This window comes from Nonomuraea sp. NPDC050783, from assembly GCF_040802095.1.
Classification (GTDB): Bacteria; Actinomycetota; Actinomycetes; order Streptosporangiales; family Streptosporangiaceae; genus Nonomuraea.
Map to the genome: position 1 here is coordinate 91,754 of NZ_JBFAHK010000020.1, position 24,414 is coordinate 116,167.

Below are 24,414 nucleotides of genomic sequence, written 5' to 3' on the forward strand. Positions count from 1 at the left end.
GGCCAGCCTAGATCGCGCACCCGGCCGCGTGCCGCCCGATTCCCCGTGATCGGGCGGAAAGCCGGGGCGGACGAGAGGGGGTCAGAGAGGGGTCAGCTGAACTCGGCCAGCGTGCGCTCGGCCTCCTCCAGCCAGGAGCGGCGGGCGATCAGCGCCTCCTCGGCCTCCTTGACGTCCTTGGCGCGGCCGGCCGTCTGCGCCTTGGACAGCCGCTTCTCCAGCTGCTCGATCGAGGTGCGCAGCTGGTCGACCGTGCTCTGCGCGCGGGCCCTGGCCTCGGGGTTGGAGCGCTTCCACTCGGCGTCCTCGGCCTTGCGCACGGCCTCGTCCACGCGGCGCAGCCCGCCTTCGAGGCGGTCGCGCTGCTCGCGCGGCACGGGGCCGGCGGCCTCCCAGCGCTCCAGCAGGTGGCGCAGCGCGGCCCGGGCGGTCCGCGCGTCCGTGACCGGGAGGATCTTCTCCGCCTCGGCCAGCAGCTCCTCCTTGACCTGCGCGTTGGCGGCCAGCGAGGCGTCGCGCTCGGCGAAGACCGCGGAACGGGCCTGGAAGAACTGGTCCTGGGCGGCCTTGAAGCGGGCCCACAGCTCGTCCTCGGCCTCGCGCGAGGCCCGGCCGGCGCTCTTCCACTGCTGCATCAGCTCGCGGTAGACGGCCGCGGTCGGGCCCCAGTCGGTGGAGCCGGCCAGCGCCTCGGCCTCGGCGACGATGCGCTCCTTCTCGGCGCGCACGCCCTCGCGCTGCTCGTCCAGGCCCGCGAAGTACTGCTTGCGCCGCTTGGCGAAGGCGGTGCGGGCGGCCGAGAGCCGCTTCCACAGCGCCGCCTCGGTGACCCGGTCGATGCGGTCGGCGGCCTTCCACTCCTCGACGAGCTGGCGCAGCCGCTCGCCGCCGGACTTCCAGTGGGTGGTCTCCTCCGCGATGCGCTCGGCCTCGGCGACGATGCGCTCCTTGATGGCCCTGGCCTCGGCGCGCGCCTGCTCGCGGGCCGCCTTGACCTCCTCGCGGCGCTGGGCGACCAGCTCGGTCAGGCCGTCCAGGCGCGCGGTCAGCGCCTGCAGGTCGCCGATGGCGTGGGCGTCGGCGACCGCCTCGCGCAGCTTGGCGATGCTGGTCTCGGCCTGAGCCGGGGCCAGGTCGGTGCCGCGCACCCGCTGTTCGAGCAGCTGGACCTGGCCGGCCAGCTCGTCGTACTTGCGATGGAAGTAGGCCAGTGCCTCTTCGGGTTCACCGGCCTGCCAGGAGCCGACGGCCCGCTCTCCCTCAGCCGTACGCACGTAGACGGTGCCGTCGTCGTCTACCCGGCCCCACGGGTCGGTGCTCACCGTGTCCTCCCGCACTCTCCATCAGACCCTTCGGGACTACTTCGTCCCTAGTTTGTATTACGTCAGCTCTTGCTGGCGATTGTCACGTCTTTGATTTCCACGGTTTCCTTCGGCGCCCCCGTTCCGTCACCCATGTCGGCGATGACGCCTGCTTTGTTCACCTTGTCCAGGATGTCGAGACCCTTCGTGATCGTACCCACCGGCGTGTAATCCGGGGTGAGCCCGATGTCGCCGTAGACGAGGAAGAACTGGCTCCCGGTGCTGCCCGGGGCGGAGGTCTTGGCCATGGCCATGACGCCGCGCTTGTACTGGGCGCCCTTCAGGTTCTCCTCGGCCATCACGTAGCCGGGGCCGCCGGAGCCGTCCTGGCTCTTGCCGTCGGCCTTGGCGGTCGGGTCGCCGCACTGGAGCATGGGGAACTTCTGGCTGCCCAGCCGGTGGCACTTGCTGCCGTCGTAGTAGTTCTTCTTCGCCAGGAACTCCAGCGAGTTGGTCGTGCACGGAGCCTTGGCGTTGTCGAGCTCGACCACGATGTCGCCCTGGTTGGTCTTCATCGTCATCGTCTTCTTGGCGGGCGTGGTCTTGACCTTCGTCGGCGGCGTGCCGACGTCCTTGACCTTGCCGCCGCCGGTGTCCTTGGCGTAGTCGCAGGTGCCCGTCGCCGCGTCGTACGGCTTGGGGCCCGTGTTCGCCGAGGCCGAGGCCGTCTCGCCCGCCGACGCCGTGGGCGAGGCGGCGGCCTCCGTGTTCGTGTCCTGGCCGCCGAGGAGCGCGACCGCGGCCACGACTCCGCCGACCACGATCACCACGCCCACGGTGGAGCCGATGATCGCCGTGCGCTTGGCCTTCTGCTCACGTTCGATGCGGCGCTGCATCTGCCGCTCGTAGTGCTCGCGCGCCAGCTGCTTCTGCCGGTCCTTCCCCGTGGCCACCGCTTTGCCTCCCGTAGTCAATCAACCAAGGTGGGCGAATCGTATCGGCCAACGGGTAATGATTCGCAGCCCGGCGACCCGCACCGGTACCCTTCGGTTACATTCCCATTGGCTTTTCGACGAGATCACCTGAGGCAGATGCTCATCGCCGGCTTCCCCGCAGGGGCCTTCCAGACCAATTGTTACGTCGTCGCGCCCGCGGCCGGCGAGGAGTGCGTGATCGTCGATCCCGGCCAGGACGCCGCAGAAGGCGTCGACGACCTGCTGCGCGAGCACCGGCTCAAGCCGGTCGCGGTCGTGCTCACCCACGGTCACCTCGACCACGTCTGGTCGGTGGCCCCGGTCTGCGGCGCGCGCGAGGTGCCCGCCTGGATCCACCCCGACGACCGCCACCTGCTGAGCGACCCGGCCGCCGGCTGGTCGCCCGACAGCGCCGCGCTGTTCGGCGGCGTCACCCTGAGCGAGCCCGACGACGTGCGCGAGCTGACCGACGGCGCGGTGCTGGAGCTGGCGGGCCTGGAGCTCGTCGTGGACCACACGCCCGGCCATACCAGGGGGTCGGTGAGCTTCCGGCTGCCCGATGACCAGGTGATGTTCTCGGGCGACCTGCTGTTCGCCGGCTCCATCGGCCGCAGCGATCTTCCCGGCGGCGACTATCCGACCATCCTGCGCAGCCTGGCCACCAAGTGCCTGCCGCTGCCTGACGATACGGTCGTGTTGCCGGGCCACGGACCACAGACCACGATCGGCCGCGAGCGCGCGACCAACCCGTACCTGAAGGAAGCAGCGCCGCACGCCGGTCCCACACGAGGGATCTAATGAGCTTCCAAGCACCAAAGGGCGTCAAGGAATACGTTCCACCTCAGGCGTCGACGTTCTCCGCGATCCGCGCCGCGTTCGCGGAGACGGCCAGGCGCGCGGGCTACTCCTACCTGGAGACCGCGGTCTTCGAGGACACCCAGCTGTTCGCCCGGGGCGTCGGCGAGTCCACCGACGTCGTCAGCAAGGAGATGTACACCTTCACCGACCGCGGGGGCCGGTCGCTGACGCTGCGCCCGGAGTTCACCGCCGGCGTGCTGCGCGCGGTCCTGGAGTACGGCCTGCACCGCGGCCAGCTGCCGGTGAAGGTGTGGACCGACGGGCCGGTCTTCCGCGCCGAGGCCCCCCAGGAGGGCCGCTACCGCCAGTTCTACCAGCTCGACCTGGAGGCGATCGGCAGCGAGGACCCCGCCGTCGACGCCGAGACCATCGCGCTGGCCTGGCAGTGGTACACCACGCTGGGCCTCACCCGCGTGCGCCTGCTGCTCAACTCGCTGGGCTGCCGCGAGTGCCGCCCGGTCTACCGCGCCCGGCTGCAGGAGTTCCTGCGCGGGCTCGACCTCGACGAGGCCACCCGCGCCCGCATCGAGATCAACCCGCTGCGCGTGCTCGACGACAAGCGGCCCGAGGTGCGCGAGCAGCTGGAGGACGCGCCGCTCATCGGCGACCACCTGTGCGCCGGCTGCAAGACCTACCACGACCGCGTCAAGCAGCTCCTGGCCGACCTCGGCATCCCGTGGGAGGACTCCCCGCGGCTGGTGCGCGGGCTCGACTACTACACGCGCACCACGTTCGAGTTCGACCACCCGCTGCTCGGCGCGCAGTCCGGCATCGGCGGCGGCGGCCGCTACGACGGTCTGTCGGAGGCCATCGGCGGCCCGGCGCTGCCCGGCATCGGCTTCGGCCTCGGCCTCGACCGCACCGTGATCGCGCTGGAGCGCGAGGGCATCGAGCCCGCCACCCCCGCCCGCTGCGAGGTGTACGGTGTGGCGCTGGGCGACGAGGCCGCGCGCGCCATGTTCTCTCTCGTGAGCGAGCTGCGCGCGGCCGGCGTCGCCGCCGACATGGCCTTCGGCGGCAAGGGGCTCAAGGGGGCGATGAAGGGGGCCGACCGTTCCGGCGCCCGCTTCGCGCTGATTCTGGGCGAGCGCGACCTCGCGGCCCGGGCCGTGCAGGTGAAGGACCTGACCACAGCAGACCAGACCGAGGTGCCGCTGGCCCAGGTCGTGGACGTCTTGAAGGGGAAAGTGCAGTGATCCGCACGCATACGGCCGGGTCGCTCCGCGAGGAGCACGCCGGGCAGCAGGTGACGCTCGCGGGCTGGGTGGCCCGCCGCCGCGACCATGGCGGCGTGGTCTTCATCGACCTGCGGGACGCCTCCGGCTCGGCGCAGGTGGTCTTCCGCGAGGAGGACCACGCCCACGACCTGCGCGCCGAGTACTGCGTGAAGGTGGTCGGCGAGGTCCGGGTGCGCCCGGAGGGCAACGAGAACCCCGACCTGCCCACCGGCAGGATCGAGGTCGTGGCCGACACCGTGGAGGTGCTCAGCGAGTCGGCGCCGCTGCCCTTCCCGATCGAGAGCAACGCCGGGGTCTCGGAGGAGGCCCGGCTGAAGTACCGCTACCTCGACATCCGCCGCCAGCAGGTGGCCCACGCCATGCGCACCCGCTCCAAGGCCACCTACCTCGCCAACGAGGTGATGCACGAGCTGGGCTTCGTCTACGTCGAGACCCCCACGCTCACCCGCTCCACCCCCGAGGGCGCCCGCGACTTCCTGGTGCCGGTGCGCCTGCAGCCGGGCAACTGGTACGCCCTGCCGCAGTCGCCGCAGCTGTTCAAGCAGCTCCTCCAGGTGGCCGGGCTGGAGCGCTACTACCAGCTCGCCAAGTGCTACCGCGACGAGGACCTGCGGGCCGACCGGCAGCCAGAGTTCACCCAGATCGACATCGAGATGTCCTTCGTCGACCAGGAGGACGTCATCGCCGTCGGCGAGAAGCTGGTCGGCCGGCTGTGGAAGGAGATCCTCGGCTACGAGATCCCCATGCCGCTGCCGCGCATGACGTACGCCGAGGCCATGGCCCGCTACGGCTCCGACAAGCCCGACCTGCGCTTCGGCCAGGAGCTGGTCGAGATGACCTCCTACTTCGCGGGCACCTCGTTCCGGGTCTTCCAGGCCGACTACGTCGGCGCGGTGGTCATGCCGGGCGGCGCCTCGCAGACCCGCAAGGAGCTCGACGGCTGGCAGGAGTGGGCCCGCTCGCGCGGCGCCAAGGGCCTGGCCTACGTGCTGGTGCAGGAGGACGGCACGCTCGGCGGCCCGGTCGCCAAGAACCTCTCGGAGCAGGAGCTGTCCGGCCTGGCCGCCGAGGTCGGCGCCGCCCCCGGCGACGCGATCTTCTTCGCCGCCGGCGCGCGTGCCGCCGCCCGCGACCTGCTCGGCGCGGCCCGCCTGGAGATCGGCCGCCGCTGCGGGCTCATCGACGAGTCGCAGTGGTCGTTCCTGTGGGTCGTGGACGCCCCGATGTTCGAGGAGGACGGCGAGGGCGGCTGGACGGCCGTGCACCACCCGTTCACCGGCCCCAAGCCGGAGTGGGCCGACACCTTCCAGGACCACCCGGGCGAGGCGCTGGCCTACGCCTACGACATGGTCTGCAACGGCATGGAGATCGGCGGCGGCTCGATCCGTATCCACCGGGCCGAGATGCAGCAGCGCGTCTTCGACGTGCTCGGCATCTCCAAGGAGGAGGCCGAGAGCAAGTTCGGCTTCCTGCTGGAGGCGTTCAAGTACGGCCCGCCGCCGCACGGCGGCATCGCCTACGGCTGGGACCGCATCTGCATGCTGCTGTCCGGCGGCGACTCCATCCGCGACGTCATCGCCTTCCCGAAGACGGCCTCCGGCTTCGACCCGCTGACCGGCGCGCCCACGCCCATCACGGCCGAGCAGCGCAAGGAGGCGGGCGTCGACGCCCCGCCGCGCAAGGACTGACCCGCGCGCGAAGGCCGGTAGGGGCGCGCCCCTACCGGCCTTCGTCGTGTGCCGGCGGCCTCGTGTGCCGGTGCCCGCCTTCCGCGACGGTCAGGAGAACTTGATGTTCTTGATGATCACCGGGTTCTTGGGGGCGGTGGTGCCGCCGTCGCCGGTGATGTCGGCCTCGTTGACGATCAGGTCGCCGCCGTTCTTGGCCAGGCCGACCAGCATGTCCAGGCCCTCGCTGACCACGCCCACGGTGGAGAAGCCGGCGCCGATCTGCGTGTTCTCGTCCGACAGCGAGAAGACGAACTGGCTGTTGTTCTGCCCCATCGCGTCGCCCGGCTGGGACATGAACACCACGCCCTTGGCCGGCGGGATCTCGGTGTTCTCGTCGCCGTAGACGTAGCCGGCCGTGCCCTGGCCGTCGGTCGGGTTCTTGCCGTCGGCCTTGGCCTGCGGGTCGCCGCACTGCAGCAGGTGCACGCCGGCGACGTCCGGGGTGACCAGGCGGTGGCACTTCATGTTGTCGTAGAAGTGCTTCTTGTTCAGGAAGCTGAGCGAGTTGACCGTGCAGGGCGCCGCGTCGGTCATGAGATCGACGACGACCTTGCCGGTGTTGAAGGTGATCGTCATCTTCTTCAGCTTCATGTTGGGCTTCTTGCCCGGCAGGCCCACGAACTTGTTGGGCACCGAGTCGTCACGCTTGTACGTGCACGTCACCGGCCCCGCCTTCGCCGGGGTGCTGGGCACGATCGGCACCGAGGCCGAGGCCGAGGCCGAGGCCGACGCCGAGGCCGACGGGCTGCTCTCCGCCGCAACGTTCCGCGGATCGTCGTTGCCGCCCAGCGTGGTGGCGGCGAAGATGCCGCCGGCCACGACCGCCACGGCCACGCCCGCGCCGATGAAGGTGTTCCGCTTCGCCGTGGAGGACTGCTCGGCCGCCGCGCGCTTCTCCTGCCGCTCCTTGTGCTCCCGCGCCAGATCGCTCTTGCGGTCTTCGCCGCTCACCGCTTGTCTCCTTCATCTTTGCCGACACATGACCAAACAACTCCGCGCATGCTACCGGCCTCCGATATGTGCCGGACGTAAGTGGCGAAAGCCGAGATGTGCGACTTGTGAGGTGCCGAACTTCTGGACGCTCCCGAACGTAGTTGAATTGAGCACTAGGGAGCCGCCATGTTCGACCAGATCCTGGGCCTGCCCGCCCACGCCTTGATCGTCCACTTCGCCGTCGTCCTGACGCCGCTGCTCGTCGCGGTGTCCGCGGTCCACGCGCTGGTGCCGCGGTGGCGGCCGTACGTGGCCTGGGCCGCCGTGCTGCTGTCCCTGGCCGCGCCCGCGGCCGTCCTCGCCGCCAGGCAGAGCGGCGAGAGCCTCAGGGCCGCCCGCTTCGCCACCGCCGAAGGGCAGCTCGGCGAGCGCATCGCCACCCACGAGAGCTTCGCCGTCCCGCTCCTGCTGGCGGTGCTCGGCCTGGCCGCCGTCACGCTGCTGCTCGTGATCGCCACCCGCCCGGCCCGCGGCTCCGTCGGCCGCGACCGCTTCGGCCGCCCCGTCACCGTGACGCTGTCCGGGCTGACGCTCGCGCTGGCGGCCGTGGCCGGCTCCTTCTGCTTCATGGCCGGGGACTCGGGCGCGAGGGCGGTTTGGGGCATGTAATCTCGCGTTGTGGATAGCCTGTTCGACTCGGCGGCCGAGGAAGCCACGCCGCAGCCGCTGGCGGTGCGCATGCGCCCGCGCACCCTCGACGAGGTCATCGGCCAGCGCCACCTGCTCGGCTCCGGCACCCCGCTGCGCCGCCTGGTCGAGAGCGAGGCCCCCATGTCGCTGTTCCTGTGGGGGCCGCCCGGCACCGGCAAGACCACGCTGGCCTACGTCGTCTCCAACGTCACCAAGCGCCGCTTCGTGGAGATCTCCGCCGTCTCGGCCGGCGTCAAGGACGTACGCGCCGCCATCGACGACGCCCGCCGCGAGCTGGGCATGACCGGCCGCCAGACCGTGCTGTTCGTGGACGAGGTGCACCGCTTCAACAAGGCCCAGCAGGACGCCCTGCTGCCCGCCGTCGAGAACCGCTGGGTCACCTTCATCGGCGCCACCACCGAAAACCCGTACTTCTCCGTCATCTCGCCGCTGCTGTCGCGCTCGCTGCTGCTCACCCTGGAGTCCCTGACCGACGACGACATCCGCGCCGTGCTGGAGCGCGCCGTGGCCGAGCCGCGCGGGCTCGGCGGGCGGCACACGCTGGCCCCCGAGGCGCTGGAGCACCTCGTACGGCTGGCCGGCGGCGACGCGCGCAGGTCGCTGACCTACCTGGAGGCGGCGGCGCTGCTGGCCCAGGACATCACCGTGGAGGTCGTCGAGAAGGCCGTCGACAAGGCCGCCGTGCGCTACGACCGCCAGGGCGACCAGCACTACGACGTGATCAGCGCGTTCATCAAGTCGATGCGCGGCTCCGACGCCGACGCCGCGCTCCACTACCTCGCCCGCATGGTCGAGGCCGGCGAGGACCCCCGCTTCATCGCGCGCCGCATCGTCATCTTCGCCAGCGAGGACGTCGGCATGGCCGACCCCACCTGCCTGCAGACCGCCGTGGCCGCCGCCCAGGCCGTCCAGCTCATCGGGCTGCCCGAGGGGCAGATCAACCTCGCCCACGCCGTCATCCACTGCGCGCTGGCCCCCAAGTCCAACGCCGTCGTCAAGGCCATCGGCGCGGCGGTCGGCGACGTCCGCAAGGGGCTGATCGGCCAGGTGCCCGGCCACCTGCGCGACGCCCACTACCCCGGGGCGGCCAAGCTCGGCCACGGCGGCGGCTACAAGTACCCGCACGACTTCGAGCACGGGCTCGTCCGCCAGGACTACGCGCCCGAGCAGGTGCGCGAGCGGCGCTACTACGAGCCCACCCGGCACGGCGCCGAGGCCCCCGTCGCCGACCGCTGGGCCAAGATCCGCGACTTCCTGCGCGGCGGCTCCTGACCCGGCACTGGGCTTCGTTCACCACCCTTGTCACCCGGACGCGATAGGGTCTTGCCGTTCCGGCCCAGCGCAAAAGGGAGATGAGCGGATGCTAACCGCGGGAGAGGTCGCCGGGCTGATCGCCGCCACGGGTTGGATTGTCCTGGTCTGCGTTCTGTCCATGGTGCTCGTCAAGCTCGCCCGGCTGCTCAAGGAGACCACCAAGGCGGTCTCCGACCTCAACAACCGTCTGGCCCCCCTGCTCGACGACGTGAGCGTCACCGTCAACGAGACCAACAGGCAGCTCGTGGCGATCGAGGCCATCGCCCGCGACGCCAAGCAGGTCAGCGGCCACGCCGCCAGGCTGAGCGCGGTCACCGAGACCGTGTTCACCGGCCCGCTGATCAAGGTGTCGTCGCTGAGCTACGGCATGCGCCGGGCCATCGAGGCCCGCCGGCCGGTCAGGCGCGGCAACGCGCGATCGGGGCGGGTCAGATGATCCGGCGGCTGTTCTACCTGTCGCTCGGCGCGTTCCTGGCCCTCTGGGTGGTGCGCAGGCTGCAGGCGCTGCATCCCGAACACGTCGCCCGCCGCACCGCCGCCGGCGCGGCGGGCATGCTCCAGCGGGTGAGAGACTTTACCTCGGACGCGCTCGGCGAGGCCGCCGCGCGCGAAACCGAGTTGCGGGCACGCTTCGGGCTCGACCAGGCTGAAGACACCCCCCGCTGACGAGACCCGCGACCCCGACACGACCCGACACGACTGACTAACGCAAAGGATGGCCACCATGGAGTCGGCAGAGATCGCCCGCCGCTTCCTGCGCTTCTTCGAGGAGCGTGGGCACAAGGTCGTGCCCTCGGCCAGCCTGATCGCTGAGGACCCCACGCTTCTCCTGGTTCCTGCCGGTATGGTGCCGTTCAAGCCGTACTTCCTGGGGCAGCGTAAGCCTCCGGCGTCCCGGCTGGCCACCGCCCAGAAGTGCGTGCGCACCCCCGACATCGACGAGGTCGGCAAGACCACCCGGCACGCGACGTTCTTCCAGATGCTCGGCAACTTCTCCTTCGGCGACTACTTCAAGTCCGAGGTGATCCCGTTCGCGTGGGAGCTGCTGACCCGTTCCCAGTCCGACGGCGGCTTCGGCTTCCCCGAGGACAAACTGTGGGCGACGGTCTACCACGACGACGACGAGGCGTACGACGTCTGGCGCAACAAGGTCGGCCTGCCCGAGCACCGCATCCAGCGCCGCGGCCTGGAGGACAACTACTGGCACATGGGCGTGCCCGGTCCCGGCGGCCCCTGCTCGGAGATCTACTACGACCGCGGCCCCGAGCACGGCAAGGAGGGCGGCCCCGTCGCCGACGAGGACCGCTACCTCGAGGTGTGGAACCTCGTCTTCATGCAGTACACGCTCAGCGCGGTGCGCTCGAAGGTCGACTTCGACGTGGCCGGCGAGCTGCCCGCCAAGAACATCGACACCGGCATGGGCCTGGAGCGCATGGCGGCGATCCTGCAGGGCGTCGACAACATCTACGAGATCGACACCACCTACAAGATCCTCGACAAGGCGGCCGAGCTCACCAAGACCCGCTACGGGCACGACCGGCGCTCCGACGTGAGCCTGCGGGTCGTCGCCGACCACGTGCGCACCGGCACCATGCTGGTCGCCGACGGCGTGCTGCCCGGCAACGAGGGCCGCGGCTACGTCCTGCGCCGCATCCTGCGCCGCTCGGTGCGCAACCTGCGCCTGCTCGGCTCCGGCGACGAGCGCTACATGCACGAGCTCACCGACGTCGCGATCAACGTCATGGGCGAGCAGTACCCCGAGCTCAAGACCGACGCGCCGCAGATCCACGCGGTCATCGACGCCGAGGAGGCGAGCTTCCTCGGCACGCTGCGCACCGGCACCGCGATCTTCGACGTGGCGGTCGAGGAGACCAGGCGCAGGTCCGGCTCCACGATCTCCGGCGACCAGGCGTTCCAGCTCCACGACACCTACGGCTTCCCGATCGACCTCACCCTGGAGATGGCGGCCGAGCAGGGCCTCCAGGTCGACGAGGAGGGCTTCCGCCGGCTCATGAAGGAGCAGCGGCAGCGGGCCAAGGCCGACGCCGCGGCGAAGAAGACCGGCAACGCCGACATCTCGGTGTTCGGGCAGATGCTGGAGGCGGCGGGCAAGGTCGAGTTCCTCGGCTACGACGAGACCCAGGCCGACACCAGCGTCGTCGGCATCCTCGTGGACGGCGCGTCCGTCCCGGCGGCGGGCGCGGGCAGCACGGTCGAGGTCGTGCTCGCGCGCACCCCGTTCTACGCCGAGGGCGGCGGCCAGCTCGCCGACCAGGGCGTCATCCGCACCGGCGGCGCCGAGGTCGAGGTCACCGACGTGCAGCAGCCGATCGCGGGGCTCATCGTCCACCGCGGCAAGGTCCGCAACGGCGAGCTGAAGATCGGCGACGAGGCGCAGGCGGAGATCGACGTCGAGCGCCGCCGCGCGATCTCGCGCAGCCACAGCGCGACCCACCTCGTCCACCGCGGCTTCAAGAACGCGCTCGGCGAGACGGCGGCGCAGGCGGGCTCCGAGAACTCACCCGGCCGCTTCCGCTTCGACTTCACCTCGGCGGGCGCGGTGCCGCCCAGCGTGCTGCGCGACGTCGAGGACGAAGTCAACGCCGTGCTCATCAACGACCTCAAGGTCAACGCCTTCTACACCTCCCAGGCGGAGGCGCGGGCGATGGGCGCGCTGGCGATGTTCGGCGAGAAGTACGGCGACGAGGTCCGCGTGGTCGAGATCGGCGACTACTCGCGCGAGCTGTGTGGCGGCACCCACGTCCACAGCTCCGGCCAGCTCGGCCTGGTCAAGGTGCTCGGCGAGCAGTCGGTCGGCGCGGGCGTGCGGCGCGTCGAGGCGCTCGTCGGCCTCGACGCCTTCCGCTTCCTGGCGCGCGAGAGCGTGCTGGTCCACCAGCTCACCGAGCAGCTCAAGGCGCGCCGCGAGGAGCTGCCCGAGCGCATCGACGGCATCGTCACCCGGCTGCGCACGGCCGAGAAGGAGCTGGAGAAGCTGCGCTCGGCGCAGGTGCTGGCGGTGGCGGGCGAGCTGGTGGCGCAGGCGCGCGACCAGCAGGGCGTCTCCGTCGTGACACACCGCGCGCCTGATGGCACCGGTGCCGACGACCTGCGTAAGCTCGCGCTTGATGTGCGTGGCAGGTTCCCGTCCGACAGGCCGGCGGTCGTCGTGATCGCCGGTGTCCCCTCCGACCGGCCTGTGGTCGTTGCCGCGGTCAACGAGGCGGGACGCGAGCGAGGGCTCAAGGCCGGGCGACTGGTCGGCGTCGCCGCCAAGGCGCTCGGAGGTGGCGGTGGCGGCAAGGATGATGTCGCGCAGGGTGGTGGCACCCGGCCGGAGGCGATCGGCGAGGCGTTGCGCCTGGTCGATGAGGCCATCGTGGGGCAGATCGGCTGACATGAGGTTCGGTTCGCGGATCGGCGTGGACGTCGGCTCCGTACGCGTCGGCGTGGCCCGCAGCGACCCTTCGGGGATGCTGGCCACGCCGGTCGAGACCGTCCGGCGGGGCAAGGGCGACCTCGACCGTATCGCCGCGATCGTCGCCGAGCACGAGGCGATCGAGGTCGTGGTGGGGCTGCCCCGGTCGCTGTCCGGGCGCGAGGGGCAGGCGGCCGAGCTGGCCCGCGCGTACGCGGCCCGGCTCGCCGCCCGGCTCGCGCCCACCCCCGTACGGCTGTTCGACGAGCGGCTGACCACCGTCGCCGCCCAGCACGGGCTGCGGGCCAGCGGCGTCAAGGCCAAGAAGCAGCGGGGCGTCGTCGACCAGGCGGCGGCCGTCGTGCTTCTGCAGGACGCGCTCGACTCCGAACGCGCCACAGACAGACCACCAGGCAGGCCCGTCGAACCGCCCCAGGCGGCCGACGGACCTGCCCAATGAGCCGGCGGCCCACGGGGCGGGGGAGCGCGGCGGGCGCCGCCGAGGCGGTGACCGCGTGAACACGACACCGAACGACCCGCCCGAGGACCAGGACCTCGGCGACATGATCCCGTTCGCCCCTGCCGACGCCCCGGCTACCGCCCCGGCCGGCGACTCGACCAGCGCCCATGCCGGTGACCGCGCCGCGGACGGACCGTCCGGCGGAACGACCGAGGCGGCAGCGGCGTCCGCCCCACCACCCGCGCCCGGCACCACGCCGGCCCGCACCACGCCGGCCCGCACCACCGGCCCGGCACCCCACTCGGACGATCACACCTCGACCCCCGGGGGCCATACGCCGCCGCCCGCAACCCAGGGCGAGAACCAGACGCCCAGGCGCTGGGGCGAGACCCCCGTGTCCCGGGCCGGGGATCCGGGTCATGAGCGGAGCGAAGGTCCGGTGGTCCGGGCCGAGGGGCCGGGGCGCGAGGAGGACGAGGGGCTGGTGGCTCAGGACGACCGGGTGGTTCGCGAGCGGGATGCCGCGAGGCCGGGGGAGCGGCGGAGGGCCGTGCGGAAGGCGGGGCTGGTAGCCGCCGGGCTGGTGGCGGCGCTGGTCGCTGTCGGCGCCGGCGCGATCGCCGTGCTCAAGCCGTACCTCAGCCCCGCCGACTTCACCGGCGGCGGCGAGGGCACGGTGACGGTCCGGATCTCGCCCGGTTCCAGCGCCCAGGCCATCGGCTCGGCGCTGGCCGACGCCGGGGTGGTGGCGAGTGCCCAGTCGTTCGTACGCGAGACGGAGAACCGGGCGGTGACCGGGCGGCTGCACCCCGGCTCCTACCGCCTGCGCAAGGGCATGGCCGCCGCGGCGGCGCTGGACCTGCTGCTGGACCCCGTCTCCCGGATCGTCAGGCGGGTGACCGTCCCCGAGGGCCTGCGGACGAGCGAGGTGCTGGCCCGCCTGGCCACCGGTGCCGGTCTGCCGCTCAAGGAGCTGCGGGCGGTGGACAGCGCCCTGGTCGGCCTGCCGTCGTACGCGCCCGGCCTGGAGGGTTTCCTGTTCCCGGCCACCTACGACATCGAGCCGGGCGACACCGCGGTGGACGTGCTGGCGGCCATGGTCGAGCGCTTCGGCGCCGCGGCCAGGAAGGTCCGGCTGGCCGAGGAGGCGGCCCGGCTGAACCTGACGCCGCTGGAGGTCGTGACGACGGCCAGCGTGATCGAGGCCGAGGGCGGCAGGGACGCGGACTATCCCAAGATCGCTAGAGTGATCTACAACCGATTGCGGCGGGGCACCCCGCTGGAACTCGACAGCACCGTCCTGTACGCACAGAACCGCCGGACGCTGAGAGTGACCGAGAACGACACCAAGGTCAACTCTCCGTACAACACCTACCACCGGAGGGGACTGCCGCCGGGGCCCATCGCCAATCCCGGTGAGAAGGCGCTGGTGGCGGCTCTGCACCCGGCCAAGGGTGATTGGCACTGGTTTGTGACGACGGATCCGGCGCATAGAATCACCAAATTCACCGACAAAGAGAGCGAGTTCGTGAGATACCGGGAAGAGTTGAACAAGAACCTCGGGACGAGCTGATGTTCGACGGACCCCCCTTCGTTCCTGCGCAAAAGCCCTTGAAAGGGGCGCGCGTCCTCTTCCCGTCCTCTAGCATGGCTACCCAGAGTGATCCCCGCTGGTCATGGCCGCGTGCCCGGCGGACCCCCCGAATTCACTCGGTGAAAGCTGCCGGTTGGGCACTTCCTCTTGACTCCCGACCGGCCGTACCGGGAGATTGGCCTGCGAACCTATGAGCGACCTCGATCTGAACACGCTGCTCGGCGCCGAGGATGACGAAGGTCAACCCCGGCGACGCTCCCGCGCCTCCGGCGGGCGCGGCGGCCGCAGACGCCGGCGCCGCCGCAGCCGGGGCCGGTTCATCGCGCCGCTGCTCGCCTTCGTCGTGCTGGCGGGCATCATCGGCGGTGGCGGCTACTACGGCTACCTCTGGCTCAGCGACGCCCTCGTGCCCGACGACTACACCGGCCAGGGCACCGGCGAGGTCGTCGTCGAGATCAAGGACGGCCAGAGCGCGTCGGAGGTGGCGCAGGAGCTGGAGAAGCAGGGGGTCGTCGCCAGCGCCAGGGCGTTCACCACCGCGATCGGCAACGCCAACAAGAGCGGCTCGTTGCAGCCGGGCTCCTACAAGATGCGCAAGCAGATGTCGGCGGCGGCCGCCGTGGCCGCGCTCACCCCGGACAACAAGCTGCTGGAGACGGTACGGCTCCCGGAGGGGCTGCGGCTGTCCGACACCTTCGTCAAGCTGGCCGAGCAGACCGGCAAGCCGGTCAAGGAGTTCCAGACCGCGTCCCGGCAGCTCGGCGACGACCTGCCGCCGTACGCGAGGGGCAAGCTGGAGGGGTACGCCTTCCCGGCGACCTACCAGTTCCAGCCGAAGACCACGGCCAAGCAGATGCTCGCCGCGATGGTCGAGCGGTTCAACCAGACGGCCGAGCGGGTCGACCTGGAGAGCGCGGCCAAGGCGCTCAAGCGTAAGCCGCAGGAGATCGTCGTCATCGCCAGCATCATCCAGGCCGAGGCCGGCCGGGCCGAGGACATGCCGAAGATCGCCCGCGTCATCTACAACCGGCTGGAGCGCGACCCGCCGATGCCGCTGTCCATGGACAGCACGGTGATGTACGCGCTCGGCAAGTACCGCACCTACGCGACCCACGCCGAGTTGCAGACCAAGTCCCCGTACAACACCTACATGCACCAGGGGTTGCCGCCGGGCCCGATCTCCAACCCCGGCGACCACGCCATCGAGGCCGCGCTCAACCCGGCCAAGGGCCCGTGGTTGTTCTTCGTGGCCACCGACCCCAAGAGCGGCGTCACCGAGTTCGCCACCACCGAAGCCGAGCGGCAGGCGCTGCTCGCCAAGTGCGCCGCCAACGGCGGCTGCGGCGGCTGACCGCCCCAACAGGCGGCCGACCGGCCCCGCGCTCCGGCACACCGGTACACCGGCACCGCCCACCCGCGCCGCCCGCGCGGGTGGGCGGTGCCGTCCGGAAGGCCGGACGGGGCCCGCGCGGCCCGCGATAGGGTCGTCGTGTTCGTGAGGGGGGAAGGAGCGCGGATGCGAGCTGCCGTGATGGGGTCGCCCATCGCCCATTCGCTCTCGCCGCACCTGCACCGGGCCGCCTACCGGGAGATGGGGCTGGCCGGGTGGAGCTACGAGGCGTTCGAGTGCGACGAGGCGCGGCTGCCGGAGCTGCTGGGCGAGCTGGCCCCGGTGCGCGGCGAGGAGCCCGGCGAGGACGGCGTCTGGGCCGGGCTGTCGCTGACGATGCCGCTCAAGCGCGCCGTGCTGCCGCTGCTCGACACCGTCTCCGAGGCGGCCGTCGAGGTCGGCGGGGCCAACACGGTGGTGTTCCGCGACGGCCGCCGCCACGGCGACAACACCGACATCCACGGCATCGAGCAGGCGCTGGCCGAGGCCGGGGTGCCCGCGCCGCGCTCGGCCGTTGTGCTCGGCGGCGGCGCCACCGCGGCCTCCGCGCTCGCCGCGCTGCGCAACCTCGGGCTGTACGCGGCCACCCTCCTGGTGCGCGATCCCGCCCGCGCGGGCGGGACGGCCGAGGTCGCCGAGCGGCTGGGCGTGGCGCTGGCGGTGGAGACGTTCGACAAGCTCGACGCGCTCACCGGGGTCGATCTCGTGGTCTCGACGCTGCCGGGCGGCGCGGCCGACGGCTTCGCCGACCGGCTGGCGGGGGTGCCCGCGCTGTTCGACGTGGTCTACTCGCCGTGGCCGACCCGGGCGGCCGCGGCCGTCGCGGCGGCGGGCGGCACGGTGGTCGGCGGGTTCGCGATGCTGCTGCACCAGGCGGTGCGGCAGGTGGAGCTGATGACCGGGCGCGCCGACGTGCCGGTGGAGGCCATGCGCGCGGCCGGCGAGGCCGAGATCCGCAGGCGGGCCGCGCTCCCGTGACGAGCGGCGGGCGTCCCCGCCGGGAACCCGTGACGAGCGGCGGGCGTCCCCGCCGGGAACCCGTCCCGGCCAGGAACTCGTGCCCGTCGGGAAGATTCGAGCCGCTCCGATGGTTGTGGTAATGTAGCTCCCTGATCGGTCCGGCATGCCTTGCTGGACGCGCAAGCGGAGGTCTCCCTCCCACCCGAGTCGCCCCAGGTGGCCGGGTCCAGGATCACGCCGGACTACTCCGGGGAGCTCGAGGCCACGAAAGCCATAGAGCTCAGTGGCCCCGCATGCGCGACGTGCGGGGCTTTTCGCGTTAGGGGTAACGCGAAAAGCCTCCCGCGCGACGAGCACGTAGGGATCGCAAACCTAGGAGGCCCCATCAGCACTGAGCCCCGCATCAACGAGCGTATCCGAGTTCCCGAGGTTCGCCTCGTGGGCCCGAACGGTGAGCAGGTCGGCATCGTCTCGATTCACGACGCCCTGAAGCTCGCCCAGGAGGCCGATCTCGACCTGGTCGAGGTCGCGGCCACGGCTCGACCGCCCGTGTGCAAGCTCATGGACTACGGCAAGTTCAAGTACGAGTCCGCGATGAAGGCGCGCGAGGCGCGCAAGAATCAGGCGCACACGATCATCAAGGAGATCAAGCTCCGGCCGAAGATCGACCCGCACGACTACGAGACCAAGAAGGGTCACGTGGTGCGGTTCCTCAAGGCGGGGGACAAGGTCAAAGTCACGATCATGTTCCGTGGACGCGAGCAGTCCCGCCCGGAGCTCGGCTTCCGGCTGCTGCAGCGGCTCGCGGACGACGTCCAGGAGCTCGGCTTCGTGGAGTCCCACGCCAAGCAGGACGGCCGTAACATGATCATGGTGATCGGTCCGCACAAGAAGAAGGCCGAGGCCAAGGCCGAGAAGGCCGCGGCCAAGGCCCAGCGTGGCGGCGACGAGGCGACCTCCGCAGAGGAGACTTCCCCACAGGAAGCCTGACCTCGGGCCGGGGTTAGCCTTACAGAGCACCCCGAGCCAGCCACCGGCAGACGAAAGACGCCGCGACCGGGTCGGCCACCACCGGCCCGGCCACCGGCACGACCGAAACGAGGAGAGACGGCGACATGCCGAAGATGAAGACGCACAGTGGTGCGAAGAAGCGGTTCCGGCTCACCGGCACCGGCAAGATCAAGCGTCGCCGTGCCAACCGCGCGCACTACAACGAGTGGAAGTCGTCCACGCTGACGCGCCGTCTCAAGAACGAGGTCGTCCTTTCCGACGCCGACACCAAGAAGATCAAGAAGCTGCTCGCTAAGTAGCGCGATTCCCCGGGGAGAAGAAACATGGCACGCGTGAAGCGGGCGCTCAACGCCAAGAAGAAGCGCAAGGTCGTCCTCGAAAGGGCCAGCGGCTACCGCGGCCAGCGGTCGCGGCTGTACCGCAAGGCCAAGGAGCAGATGCTCCACTCGATGACCTACGCCTACCGTGACCGCAAGGACCGCAAGGGCGCCTTCCGCCGCCTGTGGATCCAGCGGATCAACGCCGCGGCCCGGCAGAACGGCATGACGTACAACCGCCTGATCCAGGGCCTGCGCCTGGCCGGCATCGAGGTCGACCGCAAGATCCTCGCCGATCTCGCGATCAACGACAGCCAGACCTTCGCCACGCTCGTCGAGGCCGCCAAGAAGGCGCTGCCGGCGAACGTGAACGCGCCGGCCGCGAGCTGACGAGCCGAGCATTTTCTCGTGAGGGCCCACCGTTGACGGTGGGCCCTTCGCCGTATGTGAACGACCCCAGGGGGAACGCATGGCCGGGTCCGAGCTGACCAACGTGAAGTCGCCGCGGGTGAAGGCCGCGCGCCGGCTCACCAAGCGCGCCTTCCGCGACCAGGACCGCAAGTTCCTGGCCGAGGGGCCGCAGGCGGTCCGCGAGGCGTTGCGGCTGGAGGGCGTCACCCTGGAGCTGTTCACCACGGCCGAGGCCGAGCTGCGCCACCCCGAGCTGATCACCGAGGCCACGCTGCGGGGCGTGCCCGTGCACCGGGCCAGCGGCGAGGTCATGGCCGAGCTGACCCAGACCGTCACCCCGCAGGGGCTGGTCGCGGTCTGCGGGCTCGTGCACGTGCCGCTGGAGCGGGCGCTGGAGGGGGAGCCGAAGCTGGTGGCGGTGCTCGCCCACGTACGCGACCCGGGCAACGCCGGCACGGTCATGCGGGCGGCCGACGCCGCGGGAGCGGACGCGGTGGTGTTCACCGACGCCTCCGTGGACCCCTACAACGGCAAGTGCGTACGCGCCAGCGCGGGCAGCATTTTTCATCTGCCCGTCGTCATTGGTGCACCGGTGAGCCCCACCGTGCGTCAACTCAAGGAACGAGGCTTGCGGGTGCTGGCGGCCGACGGCTCGGGCAAGCAGACGCTCGACGACGTCGATCTGGCGGGTCCCACCGCGTGGATCTTCGGCAACGAGGCCTGGGGACTGCCGGAGGAGATACGCGCCGAGGCGGACGATGTGGTCAGAGTGCCCATCTACGGACAGGCTGAAAGTCTCAACCTGGCCACCGCCGCGGCGGTATGCCTTTACTCCTCAGCCAGGGCCCAGCGGGTGCCCTAGGCGGGCGGAAACCCGCTATTGTCGGCGTTGTAGGCGGAGGAGGCGAGGTCGTGCACGGCGCAGAAACCGACGGGCAAGTAGTGGCCGCCGCGTGCACGATAGCCATCGACGACCTTCCCGACGGCCTTATCGTGACCGACCGATATGGGTGCGTGCTGACCGTCAACCGCGCCGCCGCCCGGCTCACCGGGGTCCGCGCGGAGCGCGCGGTCGGCCGGCACATGAGCGACGTGTTCCCCTTCCGCGACCACGACGGCCGCGACTGGTGGAAGGCGCTCGACCCCGAGGGCGGGCTGAGCACCCGCGTCCGGGCGCCCGAGCGGCCGCTGCACCTGCCGGGCGGGCAGGAGCTCCACGTCGCCGCCCGGCTGGTCCGCGAGCCCGAGCGCGGCGGCGAGGTCGAGCGCGTCACGATCACCCTGCGCGACGGCGGCGCCCGCGCCCGGCTGGAGCGCAGCCGCGCCGACCTGGTCTCGACCGTCGCCCACGAGCTGCGCTCGCCGCTGACCAGCGTCAAGGGCTTCACCGCGACCCTGCTGGCCAAGTGGAGCCGCCTGACCGACGAGCAGAAGCGCGTGATGCTGGAGACCGTCAACAACGACGCCGATCGCGTCACCCGGCTCATCACCGAGCTGCTCGACGTCTCCCGCATCGAGTCCGGGCGGCTGGAGGTGCGCCGCCAGGTCGTCGATCTGCCCGCCCGCGCCCGCCGCATCATCGACGGCCGCGTCGCGGCGGGCGAGCCGGAGGAGCGCTTCCGGCTCGTCGTCCACGACGACCTGCCCGAGACCTGGCTCGACCAGGACAAAATTGACCAGATCCTGAGTAACCTGGTGGAAAATGCGCTGCGCCACGGGCGTGGCACCGTGACAATGGAGATCGAGTCCGTCGAATGGGGAGTCGCCGTGTCGGTGCGCGACGAGGGTGAGGGCATCGAGCCCGAGCTGGCCACGCGCGTCTTCCGGCAGTTCTGGCGGGGCGGCAACAGCCGCCGCCGCGGCGGCACCGGGCTCGGCCTGTTCATCGTGAAGGGCCTGGTCGAGGCCCACGGCGGCACGATCACCGTGCAGCGGGCGCCCGAGGGCGGGGCGGAGTTCCGATTTACCGTGCCCACCGGCACGCCCGACTTCGCCACCTCGGTCTGACAGGCCCGGCAGGCGGAATGCGGGGCCGGTGGGCCGACCCCACTAGACTCTTTTCCGCTCAAGCCCTGGATACGGAGCTCACTCTTGTCTGACTACGACCCCGTCGAGGTGACACCGTTGCATGCCGACGAGGTGTCGCGCATGGAGGCCGACGCCATCGCGGCGATCAAGGCGGCCGACAGCCTCGACGCACTCAAGCAGGCCAGGCTGGCGCACGCGGGCGACCGCTCGCCCATCGCCCTGGCCAACCGCGAGATCGGCGCCCTGCCGCCGGCCGCCCGCGCCGAGGCGGGCAAGCGCGTCGGTGGCGCGCGCAGAGCGATCAACGAGGCACTGGCCGCCCGCCAGGCCGAGCTGGAGGCCGAGCGCGACGCGCGGGTGCTCGTCGAGGAGACCGTCGACGTCACCCTGCCGTGGGACCGCCGGCCGCGCGGCGCCCGCCACCCGCTCACCACCCTGCAGGAGCGCATCGCCGACGCCTTCGTCGCCATGGGCTACGAAGTGGCCGAGGGGCCCGAGCTCGAAGGCGAGTGGTTCAACTTCGACGCGCTCAACATCGCCAAGGACCACCCGGCCCGCTCCGAGCACGACACGTTCTTCGTCGGCTCCACCGAGTCGGGCATGGTGCTGCGCACCCAGACCTCGCCGGTGCAGATCCGCGCGCTGCTCCAGCGCGAGCTGCCGGTCTACGTCATCTCGCCGGGCAAGACGTTCCGCACCGACGAGCTCGACGCCACCCACACGCCGGTCTTCCACCAGACCGAGGGGCTGGCCGTGGACGAGGGCCTGACGATGGCCCACCTCAAGGGCACCCTCGACCGGTTCGCCGAGGTCATGTTCGGCAAGGGCATCACCACCCGGTTCCGGCCCAACTACTTCCCGTTCACCGAGCCGTCCGCCGAGATGGACCTCAAGTGCTTCGTCTGCCGCGGCGCCTCGGCGGTGCCCGGCAACCCGCCCTGCCGCACCTGCAAGTCGGAGGGCTGGATCGAGTGGGGCGGCTGCGGCATGGTCAACCCGCGGGTGCTGGTCGCCTGCGGCGTCGATCCCTCGCGCTACTCCGGGTTCGCCTTCGGCATGGGCATCGAGCGGACCCTGATGTTCCGGCACAACGCCGAGGACATGCGTGACATGGTCGAAGGAGACGTGCGCTTCACGCTCCCGTTCGGAATGGAGATCTGATGAAGGTCCCGCTCTCCTGGCTGCGGGAGTATGTCGATCTCCCGGCGGTCACCGCCCACGAGGTGGCCGACAAGCTCACCGCGGCCGGGCTCAAGCTGGAGTCCATCACCTCGCACGGGCACGACGTCAAGAACGTCGTGGTCGGCCACGTGCTGGAGGTCGAGGAGCTGACCGGCTTCAAGAAGCCGATCAGGCACTGCAAGGTCGAGACCGGCGAGGCCGAGCCGCGCATGATCGTCTGCGGCGCCACGAACTTCGCCGCCGGCGACCGCGTGCCCGTCGTCCTGCCCGGCGGCGTGCTGCCCGGCGGGTTCGAGGTCGGGGCGCGCAAGACGTACGGGCGCATGTCGGAAGGCATGATCTGCTCCGAGCGCGAGCTCGGGCTGAGCGACGACCACGGCGGCATCATGGTGCTGCCCCCCGACACGCCGATCGGCGCGGACGTGGTCGAGCTGCTCGGCCTGCGCGACGACGTGATCGAGCTGGAGATCACCCCCGACATCGGCTACGCGCTGTCGATCCGGGGCGTGGCGCGCGAGGCGGCCACCGCGTTCGGGGTGGCCTTCCGCGATCCCGCCGACGTCGAGGTGCCGGCCGGGAGCGAGCCGGCGTGGCCGGCCTCGATCGCCGACCCGACGGCCTGCGACCGGTTCGTGCTGCGCGAGGTCACCGGCTTCGACCCGGCCGCCGCGAGCCCGCTGTGGATGCGCACCCGCCTGTCCCGGGCCGGCATGCGGCCGGTGTCGCTGGCCGTCGACATCACCAACTACCTGATGCTGGAGCTCGGGCAGCCGCTGCACGCCTTCGACCGGGCCAAGCTGCAGGGCGAGATCGTCGTGCGCCGAGCCCGGCCGGGCGAGCGGCTGGAGACGCTCGACCACGTCGTACGCGAGCTCGACCCCGACGACATCCTCATCACCGACCAGTCGGGCCCGATCTCGATGGCCGGCACCATGGGCGGGCTGGAGACCGAGATCTCCGACGGCTCGACCGACATCGTCATCGAGGCCGCCCACTTCTCGGCCACCGGCATCTCCCGCGAGTCGCGGCGGCACGGGCTGGTGTCGGAGGCGTCCAAGCGCTTCGAGCGCGGCGTCGACCGCGAGCTGCCGCTGGTCGCGTCCTGGAAGGCCGTGCGGATGCTGGCCGAGCTGGGCAGCGCCACGATCCAGCCGGGGGTCACGCACGCCGAGGTCGAGGTGACGCCCGCGCGCATCGCGATCCCGGCGAGCTACCCGGGGCGGGTGGCCGGCACCTCTTACGCCAAGGACACCGTGGTCGCCCGCCTGGAGCAGGTCGGCTGCGTGGTCGTCAACGGCGACGACGCCGCCGTGCGCAAGGGCGGCGTCGACCCGACCGGGGTCGTCACCGGCGGCGCCCTCGCGGCCCGGCTGGCCGTCACCGGCGACGACATGATCACGGTGACGCCGCCGTCGTGGCGGCCCGACCTCACCGACCCCAACGACCTGGCCGAAGAGGTCATCCGGCTGGAGGGCTACGAGAACCTGCCGTCGGTGCTGCCGGGCGCCCCCGCCGGAGCCGGGCTCACCGAGGGCCAGCGGCTGCGCCGGCGGGCCGGCCGGGCGCTGGCCGAGGGCGGCTACGTCGAGGTGCTGAGCTACCCGTTCGTCAGCCCCGACGACTTCGACCGGCTGCTGCTGCCGGCCGAGGACGCGCGGCGCGCGGCCGTACGGCTGGCCAACCCGCTGTCGGAGGACGAGCCGCTGATGCGCACGACGCTGCTGCCGGGGCTGCTCAAGACCCTGGTCCGCAACGTCGGGCGCGGCTTCCCCGACGTCGCGCTGTTCGAGGCGGGAGCGGTCTACCGGCCGCGCCCGAACGCCCCCGAGGTCGCGCCGGTGCTCGGCGTCGAGCGGCGGCCGACCCCCGAGGAGCTGGCCTCCATCGAGGCGGCGCTGCCCGAGCAGCCCGTGCGGGTCGCCGTGGCGCTGGCCGGCGAGTTCGAGCGCTCCGGCTGGTGGGGCAAGGGCCGCCAGGTCTCCTGGGCCGACGCCGTGCAGGCCGCGCGGCTGGTGGCGGCGGAGGCCGGGGTGGAGCTGTCCATCAGCGCCGACCAGCACGAGCCCTGGCACCCGGGCCGGTGCGCCGCCCTCTACGTGGGCGACACGCTGGTGGGGCACGCCGGCGAGCTGCATCCTCGGGTGGTCGAGGCGTACGGGCTGCCGCCGCGCACCGCGGCGATGGAGCTGGAGCTGACGCGCCTGGAGCAGGCCATGCCCGGCCCGGTCGAGACGCCGGCGGTGTCCGCCTACCCGGTGGCCACCCAGGACGTCGCGCTCATCGTGCCCGACTTCACGCCGGTGGCCGACGTCGAGGCGGCGCTGCGCGACGGCGCCGGAGAGCTGCTGGAGTCGATCCGGCTGTTCGACGTGTACGCCGGGGAGCAGGTGGGCGAGGGCAACAAGTCGCTCGCCTACACGATGCGCTTCCGCGCCCCCGACCGTACGCTGACGGCCGAGGAGACGACGGCGGCCCGGGACGCGGCGGTCGCGATGGCCGCCGACCGCGTGGGCGCCCAGCTACGCAGCTCCTGACCCTTCTCGGGCCGAGGGCCCGGGCCCGAGGGCCGGCACGGTGGACGCCG

The 24,414-nt window shown here is 71.5% G+C and carries 22 protein-coding genes; 19 read left to right on the top strand and 3 right to left on the bottom strand.

Annotated elements, in window-relative coordinates; translation table 11 throughout:
* Positions 1–92: 92 nt before the first annotated feature.
* Together AB0H75_RS38520 and AB0H75_RS38525 are read right to left on the bottom strand one after the other, a co-directional pair.
* Positions 93–1,322: a DUF349 domain-containing protein gene (locus AB0H75_RS38520; RefSeq protein WP_367804673.1), complete on the bottom strand. Its 1,230-nt coding sequence runs from the start codon at positions 1,320–1,322 to the stop codon at positions 93–95.
* A gap of 62 nt (positions 1,323–1,384) precedes the next feature.
* Entirely contained in the window at positions 1,385–2,254 is an 870-nt protein-coding gene (locus tag AB0H75_RS38525) for a peptidylprolyl isomerase (RefSeq protein WP_367804675.1), read from the bottom strand.
* Between the two features lie 138 nt (positions 2,255–2,392).
* Between AB0H75_RS38525 and AB0H75_RS38530 the strand changes: the two genes are divergently transcribed.
* Genes AB0H75_RS38530 through aspS form a run of 3 tightly spaced genes read left to right on the top strand, consistent with a single transcriptional unit; the run spans position 2,393 to position 6,059 of the window.
* Positions 2,393–3,073 carry an MBL fold metallo-hydrolase gene (locus AB0H75_RS38530; RefSeq protein ID WP_367804677.1) on the top strand — a complete coding sequence of 227 codons (681 nt, stop codon included), beginning with the start codon at positions 2,393–2,395 and terminating at the stop codon, positions 3,071–3,073.
* On the top strand, positions 3,073–4,329 hold the full coding sequence (gene hisS, locus AB0H75_RS38535; RefSeq protein ID WP_367804679.1) for a histidine--tRNA ligase: 1,257 nt from the start codon (positions 3,073–3,075) through the stop codon (positions 4,327–4,329). Before AB0H75_RS38530 ends, hisS begins: the two co-directional genes overlap by 1 nt.
* Entirely contained in the window at positions 4,326–6,059 is a 1,734-nt protein-coding gene (gene aspS / locus AB0H75_RS38540; protein ID WP_367804681.1) for an aspartate--tRNA ligase, read from the top strand. The genes hisS and aspS overlap by 4 nt, the downstream gene beginning before the upstream one ends.
* A gap of 90 nt (positions 6,060–6,149) precedes the next feature.
* Here the strand turns inward: aspS and AB0H75_RS38545 are convergent, their stop codons facing one another.
* Positions 6,150–7,052 carry a peptidylprolyl isomerase gene (locus AB0H75_RS38545; RefSeq protein ID WP_367804683.1) on the bottom strand — a complete coding sequence of 301 codons (903 nt, stop codon included), beginning with the start codon at positions 7,050–7,052 and terminating at the stop codon, positions 6,150–6,152.
* Positions 7,053–7,220: 168 nt separating this feature from the next.
* On the opposite strand from AB0H75_RS38545, the gene AB0H75_RS38550 reads away from it, so the two are divergent.
* The 16 genes from AB0H75_RS38550 to AB0H75_RS38625 all read left to right on the top strand — a co-directional run bounded on the left by AB0H75_RS38550 (position 7,221) and on the right by AB0H75_RS38625 (position 24,364).
* Positions 7,221–7,703: a hypothetical protein gene (locus tag AB0H75_RS38550; RefSeq protein ID WP_367804685.1), complete on the top strand. Its 483-nt coding sequence runs from the start codon at positions 7,221–7,223 to the stop codon at positions 7,701–7,703.
* 9 nt (positions 7,704–7,712) lie between these two features.
* Positions 7,713–9,017 (top strand): replication-associated recombination protein A, encoded by a 1,305-nt coding sequence (locus AB0H75_RS38555; RefSeq protein ID WP_367804687.1) that lies wholly within the window; start codon positions 7,713–7,715, stop codon positions 9,015–9,017.
* Between the two features lie 88 nt (positions 9,018–9,105).
* On the top strand, positions 9,106–9,495 hold the full coding sequence (locus AB0H75_RS38560) for a DUF948 domain-containing protein (RefSeq protein ID WP_367804689.1): 390 nt from the start codon (positions 9,106–9,108) through the stop codon (positions 9,493–9,495).
* A complete protein-coding gene (locus tag AB0H75_RS38565; RefSeq protein ID WP_367804691.1) occupies positions 9,492–9,725 on the top strand; it encodes a hypothetical protein in 234 nt (77 codons plus the stop codon). The genes AB0H75_RS38560 and AB0H75_RS38565 overlap by 4 nt, the downstream gene beginning before the upstream one ends.
* A 58-nt stretch (positions 9,726–9,783) precedes the next feature.
* Positions 9,784–12,456 carry an alanine--tRNA ligase gene (gene alaS, locus AB0H75_RS38570; protein ID WP_367804693.1) on the top strand — a complete coding sequence of 891 codons (2,673 nt, stop codon included), beginning with the start codon at positions 9,784–9,786 and terminating at the stop codon, positions 12,454–12,456.
* Position 12,457: 1 nt separating this feature from the next.
* Positions 12,458–12,937 (top strand): Holliday junction resolvase RuvX, encoded by a 480-nt coding sequence (gene ruvX, locus AB0H75_RS38575; protein ID WP_367804695.1) that lies wholly within the window; start codon positions 12,458–12,460, stop codon positions 12,935–12,937.
* Between the two features lie 55 nt (positions 12,938–12,992).
* Complete coding sequence (gene mltG, locus AB0H75_RS38580) at positions 12,993–14,510, top strand: endolytic transglycosylase MltG (protein WP_367804697.1); 1,518 nt, start codon at positions 12,993–12,995, stop codon at positions 14,508–14,510.
* A gap of 211 nt (positions 14,511–14,721) precedes the next feature.
* On the top strand, positions 14,722–15,882 hold the full coding sequence (gene mltG, locus AB0H75_RS38585) for an endolytic transglycosylase MltG (protein WP_367804699.1): 1,161 nt from the start codon (positions 14,722–14,724) through the stop codon (positions 15,880–15,882).
* A 165-nt stretch (positions 15,883–16,047) separates the two neighbouring features.
* Positions 16,048–16,899: a shikimate dehydrogenase gene (locus AB0H75_RS38590; protein WP_367804701.1), complete on the top strand. Its 852-nt coding sequence runs from the start codon at positions 16,048–16,050 to the stop codon at positions 16,897–16,899.
* Positions 16,900–17,265: 366 nt separating this feature from the next.
* Positions 17,266–17,871, top strand: a complete 606-nt coding sequence (gene infC, locus AB0H75_RS38595) for a translation initiation factor IF-3 (protein WP_367804796.1) — start codon at positions 17,266–17,268, stop codon at positions 17,869–17,871.
* A 125-nt stretch (positions 17,872–17,996) separates the two neighbouring features.
* Positions 17,997–18,191, top strand: a complete 195-nt coding sequence (gene rpmI / locus AB0H75_RS38600; RefSeq protein ID WP_113702878.1) for a 50S ribosomal protein L35 — start codon at positions 17,997–17,999, stop codon at positions 18,189–18,191.
* 24 nt (positions 18,192–18,215) lie between these two features.
* Positions 18,216–18,599 (top strand): 50S ribosomal protein L20, encoded by a 384-nt coding sequence (gene rplT / locus AB0H75_RS38605; protein ID WP_367804703.1) that lies wholly within the window; start codon positions 18,216–18,218, stop codon positions 18,597–18,599.
* Positions 18,600–18,678: 79 nt separating this feature from the next.
* Positions 18,679–19,482 carry a TrmH family RNA methyltransferase gene (locus AB0H75_RS38610; protein WP_367804705.1) on the top strand — a complete coding sequence of 268 codons (804 nt, stop codon included), beginning with the start codon at positions 18,679–18,681 and terminating at the stop codon, positions 19,480–19,482.
* Positions 19,483–19,532: 50 nt separating this feature from the next.
* Complete coding sequence (locus AB0H75_RS38615) at positions 19,533–20,627, top strand: ATP-binding protein (RefSeq protein WP_367804707.1); 1,095 nt, start codon at positions 19,533–19,535, stop codon at positions 20,625–20,627.
* A 141-nt stretch (positions 20,628–20,768) separates the two neighbouring features.
* Positions 20,769–21,809, top strand: a complete 1,041-nt coding sequence (gene pheS / locus AB0H75_RS38620) for a phenylalanine--tRNA ligase subunit alpha (RefSeq protein WP_367804798.1) — start codon at positions 20,769–20,771, stop codon at positions 21,807–21,809.
* Positions 21,809–24,364, top strand: a complete 2,556-nt coding sequence (locus tag AB0H75_RS38625; RefSeq protein WP_367804709.1) for a phenylalanine--tRNA ligase subunit beta — start codon at positions 21,809–21,811, stop codon at positions 24,362–24,364. Before pheS ends, AB0H75_RS38625 begins: the two co-directional genes overlap by 1 nt.
* The last annotated feature ends 50 nt before the right edge of the window (positions 24,365–24,414 follow it).

What these genes read in the sequence shown, in the direction of transcription:
- AB0H75_RS38530 (WP_367804677.1), top strand. Translation starts at nt 2,393, where the DNA reads ATGCTCATCGCCGGCTTCCCCGCAGGGGCCTTCCAGACCAATTGTTAC.
- hisS (WP_367804679.1), top strand. Translation starts at nt 3,073, where the DNA reads ATGAGCTTCCAAGCACCAAAGGGCGTCAAGGAATACGTTCCACCTCAG.
- AB0H75_RS38550 (WP_367804685.1), top strand. Translation starts at nt 7,221, where the DNA reads ATGTTCGACCAGATCCTGGGCCTGCCCGCCCACGCCTTGATCGTCCAC.
- AB0H75_RS38560 (WP_367804689.1), top strand. Translation starts at nt 9,106, where the DNA reads ATGCTAACCGCGGGAGAGGTCGCCGGGCTGATCGCCGCCACGGGTTGG.
- AB0H75_RS38565 (WP_367804691.1), top strand. Translation starts at nt 9,492, where the DNA reads ATGATCCGGCGGCTGTTCTACCTGTCGCTCGGCGCGTTCCTGGCCCTC.
- alaS (WP_367804693.1), top strand. Translation starts at nt 9,784, where the DNA reads ATGGAGTCGGCAGAGATCGCCCGCCGCTTCCTGCGCTTCTTCGAGGAG.
- ruvX (WP_367804695.1), top strand. Translation starts at nt 12,458, where the DNA reads ATGAGGTTCGGTTCGCGGATCGGCGTGGACGTCGGCTCCGTACGCGTC.
- mltG (WP_367804699.1), top strand. Translation starts at nt 14,722, where the DNA reads ATGAGCGACCTCGATCTGAACACGCTGCTCGGCGCCGAGGATGACGAA.
- AB0H75_RS38590 (WP_367804701.1), top strand. Translation starts at nt 16,048, where the DNA reads ATGCGAGCTGCCGTGATGGGGTCGCCCATCGCCCATTCGCTCTCGCCG.
- rpmI (WP_113702878.1), top strand. Translation starts at nt 17,997, where the DNA reads ATGCCGAAGATGAAGACGCACAGTGGTGCGAAGAAGCGGTTCCGGCTC.
- rplT (WP_367804703.1), top strand. Translation starts at nt 18,216, where the DNA reads ATGGCACGCGTGAAGCGGGCGCTCAACGCCAAGAAGAAGCGCAAGGTC.
- AB0H75_RS38610 (WP_367804705.1), top strand. Translation starts at nt 18,679, where the DNA reads ATGGCCGGGTCCGAGCTGACCAACGTGAAGTCGCCGCGGGTGAAGGCC.
- pheS (WP_367804798.1), top strand. Translation starts at nt 20,769, where the DNA reads ATGGAGGCCGACGCCATCGCGGCGATCAAGGCGGCCGACAGCCTCGAC.
- AB0H75_RS38625 (WP_367804709.1), top strand. Translation starts at nt 21,809, where the DNA reads ATGAAGGTCCCGCTCTCCTGGCTGCGGGAGTATGTCGATCTCCCGGCG.